At 40.0% G+C, this 6,123-nt stretch carries 7 protein-coding genes; 5 read left to right on the top strand and 2 right to left on the bottom strand.

Going from position 1 to position 6,123, the window contains the following annotated elements; genetic code table 11:
* The 3 genes from F6K20_RS09840 to F6K20_RS09830 form a co-directional block, all read left to right on the top strand.
* The coding region (locus F6K20_RS09840; protein WP_287294537.1) for a hypothetical protein at nt 1-239 on the top strand (239 nt) is incomplete at its 5' end.
* 225 nt (nt 240-464) lie between these two features.
* On the top strand, nt 465-758 hold the full coding sequence (locus F6K20_RS09835) for a hypothetical protein (protein WP_287294535.1): 294 nt from the start codon (nt 465-467) through the stop codon (nt 756-758).
* A 389-nt stretch (nt 759-1,147) separates the two neighbouring features.
* Nucleotides 1,148-1,453, top strand: coding sequence for a hypothetical protein (locus F6K20_RS09830; protein ID WP_287265059.1), 306 nt, complete (start codon nt 1,148-1,150; stop codon nt 1,451-1,453).
* Between the two features lie 482 nt (nt 1,454-1,935).
* Here F6K20_RS09830 and F6K20_RS09825 read toward each other — a convergent pair whose 3' ends face one another.
* Nucleotides 1,936-2,391: a hypothetical protein gene (locus F6K20_RS09825; RefSeq protein ID WP_071102130.1), complete on the bottom strand. Its 456-nt coding sequence runs from the start codon at nt 2,389-2,391 to the stop codon at nt 1,936-1,938.
* Here F6K20_RS09825 and F6K20_RS09820 point away from each other — a divergent pair.
* Both F6K20_RS09820 and F6K20_RS09815 read left to right on the top strand, forming a co-directional pair.
* Nucleotides 2,390-2,815: a calcium-binding protein gene (locus F6K20_RS09820; protein WP_071102129.1), complete on the top strand. Its 426-nt coding sequence runs from the start codon at nt 2,390-2,392 to the stop codon at nt 2,813-2,815. The genes F6K20_RS09825 and F6K20_RS09820 overlap by 2 nt on opposite strands.
* A 122-nt stretch (nt 2,816-2,937) precedes the next feature.
* Nucleotides 2,938-3,720: a peptidylprolyl isomerase gene (locus F6K20_RS09815; protein WP_008178926.1), complete on the top strand. Its 783-nt coding sequence runs from the start codon at nt 2,938-2,940 to the stop codon at nt 3,718-3,720.
* Between the two features lie 604 nt (nt 3,721-4,324).
* On the opposite strand, the gene F6K20_RS09810 is transcribed toward F6K20_RS09815, so the two are convergent.
* Nucleotides 4,325-5,164, bottom strand: coding sequence for a hypothetical protein (locus F6K20_RS09810; protein ID WP_008178932.1), 840 nt, complete (start codon nt 5,162-5,164; stop codon nt 4,325-4,327).
* Nucleotides 5,165-6,123: the final 959 nt, after the last annotated feature.

Below are 6,123 nucleotides of genomic sequence, written 5' to 3'. Positions count from 1 at the left end.
TTGGCGCAGGATTCTCCGGACGTGTATTCTTCCGCGATTTCAAGGACATTGATATTAATAAAAGGGTCAATATCAAAGAGCGCTTTGAGTCTATTGTGAAGGTTAAGGGCAACGCGGCTACTGCTGAAGCTACTGCTGATGCCAAAGGTAAGGATAGTCTGGCTGAAACCATTACTGACGCTCAAGCCAATTCCTTCGGCTCTTCGGCAATTTCTCTTTCTGTAGCTTTTGTCGACTAATCTTAGTAGGGACTAAATCTTAGTAGGGACTAAATTTTATTCCCTACTAAGATTGCTAGGAGTAAGCATTAGCTTAGCTACCTACCTAAGCCACCTACCAAACTTAATAAACTTTCCGCCAACTTGGCGTGACAAGTGAAACAAATTGACTTAAGAGCGGTAGGCTTAAAATAACAACAATCAAGTTGTTGAGTAACATAAAACTAACAAAAAAGCAGACCAACCATGAATATTTCTGACCTAAATCACATCGAAGTTGTTAACGAAGAAACCAATATCGTTGGCGCAGGATTCTCCGGACGTGTATTCTTCCGCGATTTCAAGGACATTGATATTAATAAAAGGGTCAATATCAAAGAGCGCTTTGAGTCTATTGTGAAGGTTAAGGGCAACGCGGCTACTGCTGAAGCTACTGCTGATGCCAAAGGTAAGGATAGTCTGGCTGAAACCATTACTGACGCTCAAGCCAATTCCTTCGGCTCTTCGGCAATTTCTCTTTCTGTAGCTTTTGTAAACTAATCTTAGTAGGGACTAATCGTAGTACCTGATTAGATTGCTGGGGGTAAGCATTTCTATCTAGGATAAATTCATCTCTAGATTTAGTGACCAATGTTTCCCCCTTAATTAAGGCAAATAGAAAGAGTAAATTTGGAAACAATTCCAATTAACTGGGTAAATACAAATAAAATGGAACGGAGAACCTGGAACAGAAAGGAAGGGTTTTCGTAACATTAGTTTACTAAAAACTATCAGTTAACAAAAACTAGAGATGCCCAGGTAGTTTAAAATGTAGTTTGAAATTAGGGATTTTGGGATAGGAACCCCCTTCTTATTCATAAAAGAATGCGAGGCTTATCTATCCTTATCATCAATCTAAGAGGCACAGCTATACAGGTAGAGGTTGATTAATGATTATTAATAACCTAGATTTTGTTCGGGAATATGCTCATAAAAGCTGGATTATAGGCGGTGCAGTTGCTCAGGCAAATACCAGAACACTTGCTAGAGCTGACGTGGCATTAGCAGAGGCTGATGCATTCGCTGATGGCGATCAAACCTCAGCAGTGACTGATACTGATTCAAGAGTAATAAATAGCAGGTTTTCTAAGAAGAGCATCGCCAAGGCGAGTGCTGATGCTGAGTCTAGGAAGAGGAAAGGAATTTTCCGGGCTAAGTCTGACAGTATATCTTTGTTTTTCGGTAGATATAGATAATACCGATTTTGGTAAATCCGGCTATAAATAAGGGTTTTCGGTAATTTTCGGTAATAGGTAAGGGAGACTAGGCGATGGGCGATGGTAACTAAAGTTTTTATCGCCTACCACCTAGCCCCTAGCTTGATAATTAGGAGGGAATCGAATTAGGAATGAAGGGGAAAAGATTTTCATTCCTTTTTTAGGTTGAGCCTAAACTCCCTAAACTCATGGATATTTAATTACCAATCAATTACCAATCAATTACCAATCAATTACCAGACAATTATCCGATGAGTGGAGCAGCCTTATAGAGACAGGTTAAAGGCTTAAGCTAATCACCATTTAATTGACATAGTTTTTGAATTGAGCGATTTTTGCTGACAGTTAACGGTTGACAGTTCGTAGGAATAAGACCTGTCCGTTCGTCTATAGACCAGTTAACACTCAACACTCCACACGCAACACTTAACACTCCACAAACCAGGTTCAACAGGTGCAGCTTAAGAATAATACACGGCTTGTAGCCGATTCAGAACCATGTTTGATTTAAACAGAACTTTAATCAGAACAATAACGTTTACATTTCCTCGTTTGAGCCGAATTGCAGAGAGGCTCAAAGAGAGGTTCACAAAGCCTATCACACAGAGCACCACAGACAGCATCCCAGACAGCATCCCAGACAGCATCACAGACAGCATCACAGACAGTATCCCAGAGAACCCTAGTGTAATTACTAGTTCAACTGCGACTACAAACAATTCTTCAAACAATTCTTCCAGAATCATCACAAACAATAGCCTCACTATCAATGGTAACGATGGTATTAGGATAGTAACTAACGACTCACAAACAAATAGCACAAATAGCAGTTTATCGAGTAATCGGTTGAGTTCAAGCAGTAGCAATGGCTTAATCAGCGGTGTGAGTGCAGGTGTAGGCTCCAATGTGATGAGCATGACTACTATTAATGGCAATAGCACAGTGCGGGGTACTCAGGGCAATGATGAACTAACTGGCGGAGATGGGGATGATGTCTTGATTGGTGGCTTTGGTACGGATACTCTCACAGGGGGCAACGGTAGCGATACATTTGTGCTGGGATTGGAAACAACTAGTCCGATAACTGACCCCTCTCTAGCTGATTTAATCACCGATTTCAATGCTGCTGATGGTGACAAGATTGGTTTGACTGGGGGACTATCTGGGGAGGACATCCTACTAGAGGTATTTGATAGCAATGGTAATGGCATTGGTGATGCCACTTTGGTGAAATTCAATAACGATATTCTAGCTGTAGTCAAAGAAACCGTCGATGGACAGGGTGCCACCACCCTAACTGATGCTGATTTCATCACAGTATCTGATGCAATTTTAGCATAAATTAGCATAAAATTGATAAGTAGTCGGAAGCACCCTATCCCTTACATCTGTTAACTCATCCGTTGCCCCATATATTGCCCGATTACCCGATCAGCTAAAATCTGAGCAAATAAAACCTAACCATGACTATTCTTTCTAGAGCATCCCTTGAACCACAGGAAATTACTGAGTTTCTGAAACGAGAAATCCAGCTAAAAGACGTCTCTGAGAAAATTTTGTATCAAAAAGTCATTAATCGAGCTGCTGTCGAAAGAAACCTAACCGTCACCGCCGAAGAAATTCAGGAAGAGGCAGATAAATTCCGTCACCAAAATCGCTTGGAGAAGGCTTCAGACACTCTAGCTTGGCTAGCCGATAATATGATTACTTCCGATGACTGGGAAGCCGGAATTCGCCAGCAATTGCTAGCTAAAAAGTTATCCAAATCTCTATTTGATAAAGACGTGGAAAAGTTTTTTGGTCAAAACCGACTAGATTTTGACCAAATCTTGCTCTATCAAATTATTGTAGCTAACGAGAAACTTTCCAAAGAACTCTTCTATCAAATTGAAGAAAAAGAAATTAGCTTTTATCAAGCCGCTCATATCTATGACATTGATGAGCAACGCCGACAGAAGTGCGGTTTTGAAGGGAAGCTTTACCGTTGGAATTTACGTCCAGATATAGCAGCGATTGTCTTTGGTGTACCTATTGGACAAGTGGTCAATCCGGTCAAAACTCCTCAGGGTTATCATATCTTGATGGTAGAAAGGTTTATCCCTGCTGAATTAACACCGGAAAGGTACGACGAGATATTGGATAGACTGTTTCAGGATTGGCTCAATCGTGAACTCAACTATATGCTTCATAGTGACACTATGGTTGATAAGGTTGAGAGTCAAACTGCGGAGGCGTTGGGTCAGTAGTGGAATGATTTAGGGTAATGGGTAATGGGTAAGTCAGCTATCAGTCGTCAGCTATCAGTCGTCAGCTCTCAGCTCTCAGCTCTCAGCTATCAGCTCTCAGCTCTCAGCTCTCAGCTCTCAGCTCTCAGCTCTCAGCTGATAGCTTACCCTTTAAAGTAGGTAAACCTCAATCAACAAAGCCATGGAGACATTAAATTATGATTCGCTCCGGGATAATCAGAAAATGGATAGTTTCACCAGATGGAAAGGTAGTAGTCCAAGCCGAAAGTAGGGCATTTGCATCTGGTGATCAAGTAAACACCAGTCAAGAGGTTACTGTGACCAGAGAGTCTGGCAGGAGTTATAGTAGAAGTTCCAGCTCTAGCTTTGCTTCTTCTACGGGAAAAAATAAGGGAGCAAAATGCTCCCACTAGTGGTATTTTTGTCAACTAATGACTAATTATATCAAATCCGGTTGACTAATTATCATATTCCTGATCGGGGAATTAGTAATTGGTAATTTGGTAAGTATTAATGGGTAGTTAACGATTACTCATTACCGATTGCTTATGACCAACAATCCAGGAGTTGATAAGTGATTAACCGGACTTGATTATTAGTATGATTAATCCCTTAATAATTTTGACTTATCGGTAAAACTTTTAGTTTTTACTCGGTATCCAATGCTCAGTAAACCGAAGAAAAGTAAGCCTAGCAAGTTTGACGATTCAGGAGCTTTAACGGTTACCTTATTCGTTTTAGCTTCGACTAAGGTCAAATAAGTTGCTGTTTCGAAAGTGCGCTCATAATAACCCTGAACATCAGCCAGAGCAAATTCCTCTGTTCCTCCAAACAACTTAGTAAAGTCGTTATAAGCAAACACATTGTCACTGTGAGCAGACACAAGGAAATCATCATATCCTAGAGTCTCTAAATTACCAGAGAGAGCGAAGAAGTCGATGGGAGTACTCAAGTCATTGGTGTCATATAACTCGAAAACTACGGTGCCCTCGGCACTTGCACTTTCAGCAGGTGGATTGTCGATCATGGTGATTAGATCGAGAAAACCATTGAAATCGAAAGAAAAGGTTTCCCCTGCATCGACAAAGAAGTTGTAACCGATAAGTCCAGCAAAACTTTCCGCAATACCACGGTAGTTGCTTCCTTCACCCTCAGCGGTACTCAAAGATTTATTACGAGCTCGTTGTAGTGGATCGGGTGAATCAGGGTTAAAATTTGACTCCGCGTTCGCCTCAACAATCACCTCACCCCCAGTTGAAATCACAAAAGTGTCGGCTTCAGACATGGTAACCACTTCCAGAGGATCAGTACTAAAGTTTCTGAAGTCAAAGGATCCTTTAGACAAAGCGAAAGTAGCAGCCAAACTTGGTGCAGCAGCGAGAACGGAACCGGTTACTGTAGCGAACAGTAAGAATTTTTTAGCAATGGTTTTGTTCATTTTCATAATTTTCTGGGTGTTGTGGAATAAATTTCAAGCAGCGAAGTTTTTTTTAACTGCCTAAATTTGCGGTTCAATTTGGGAAATTTAAGGCACAATAATTGTTCTGATACTAGTGTTGTAATTGTTGTAATCAACAGTAAGCACAGATATTGATTGGTGCCAACACAAAATCCGGAAAATGATTATAAAGAATGGTAAAATTTTTACTTCATATCATTCTTTAGCCGGAAAAAATCCCTATTTATAGGTAAGTATTCAGATCAGGCAATGGCTGATAGCTGGTAAGCGTAGCATGCGCGTAGGGCGTTAGCTGACGGCTAAATACTTCCATTTATAGATTAAGAATAATCTAAAATTCGCTATTAATTATAAAGTCAGCGTAATTCTAAGTATAGATTATTTAAAGATTTTGTGAACTTAATTTACGGCAGTTAAATAATTTATCAAAAGCTTTGATTGGATGCTTAAACAGCTTTGAATAGCTTGTGTTTCATAATGGATAATAATTAATATGTAATCGTAAATCAACTAATAATTGCCAATTAAATTAAAAGATTACATGTCGGCTATAATCCTGAGATAGTCTGGATTTAGCCAATTAGTTTACGCAATTTATTAACCTAATTTTTATCCAACTTGGAGGGAATAATCAGGGATTTATTTTTCAGTAATTTAGTTCTCAGTAATTAAAACTATGCTCATGATTGTCTAGGTATAGTTGTGGAGCATAGCGACCTTAAACCTAGAGCTGGTAATGATTTTGGGACGCTTGTCTCCCCCCCAGAGCAATTACCGATTATAATAATTAGTCAACCGGAGATGATAAGCGCGTTTGTATTTGAGATGTAAACCTAGAAGGTCTTTTTTTATTGGAAAATAAAACTCCGGATCTCTTCCCCCTCTTGCCTGCACCCCTTACTAAGGGGGGTTAGGGGGGATTCCTCTTGCCTTTTGCCTTTTTA

It is taken from the genome of Moorena sp. SIO2C4 (assembly GCF_010672485.1).
Taxonomy (GTDB): domain Bacteria; phylum Cyanobacteriota; class Cyanobacteriia; order Cyanobacteriales; family Coleofasciculaceae; genus Moorena; species Moorena producens.
This window is presented reverse-complemented; position numbering and strand designations above follow the sequence as displayed.

Coding starts and splice junctions, on each gene's coding strand:
- F6K20_RS09820 (WP_071102129.1), top strand. CDS start 2,390: ATGACTACTATTAATGGCAATAGCACAGTGCGGGGTACTCAGGGCAAT.
- F6K20_RS09815 (WP_008178926.1), top strand. CDS start 2,938: ATGACTATTCTTTCTAGAGCATCCCTTGAACCACAGGAAATTACTGAG.
- F6K20_RS09825 (WP_071102130.1), bottom strand. CDS start 2,391: ATGCTCATCACATTGGAGCCTACACCTGCACTCACACCGCTGATTAAG.
- F6K20_RS09810 (WP_008178932.1), bottom strand. CDS start 5,164: ATGAAAATGAACAAAACCATTGCTAAAAAATTCTTACTGTTCGCTACA.
- F6K20_RS09835 (WP_287294535.1), top strand. CDS start 465: ATGAATATTTCTGACCTAAATCACATCGAAGTTGTTAACGAAGAAACC.
- F6K20_RS09830 (WP_287265059.1), top strand. CDS start 1,148: ATGATTATTAATAACCTAGATTTTGTTCGGGAATATGCTCATAAAAGC.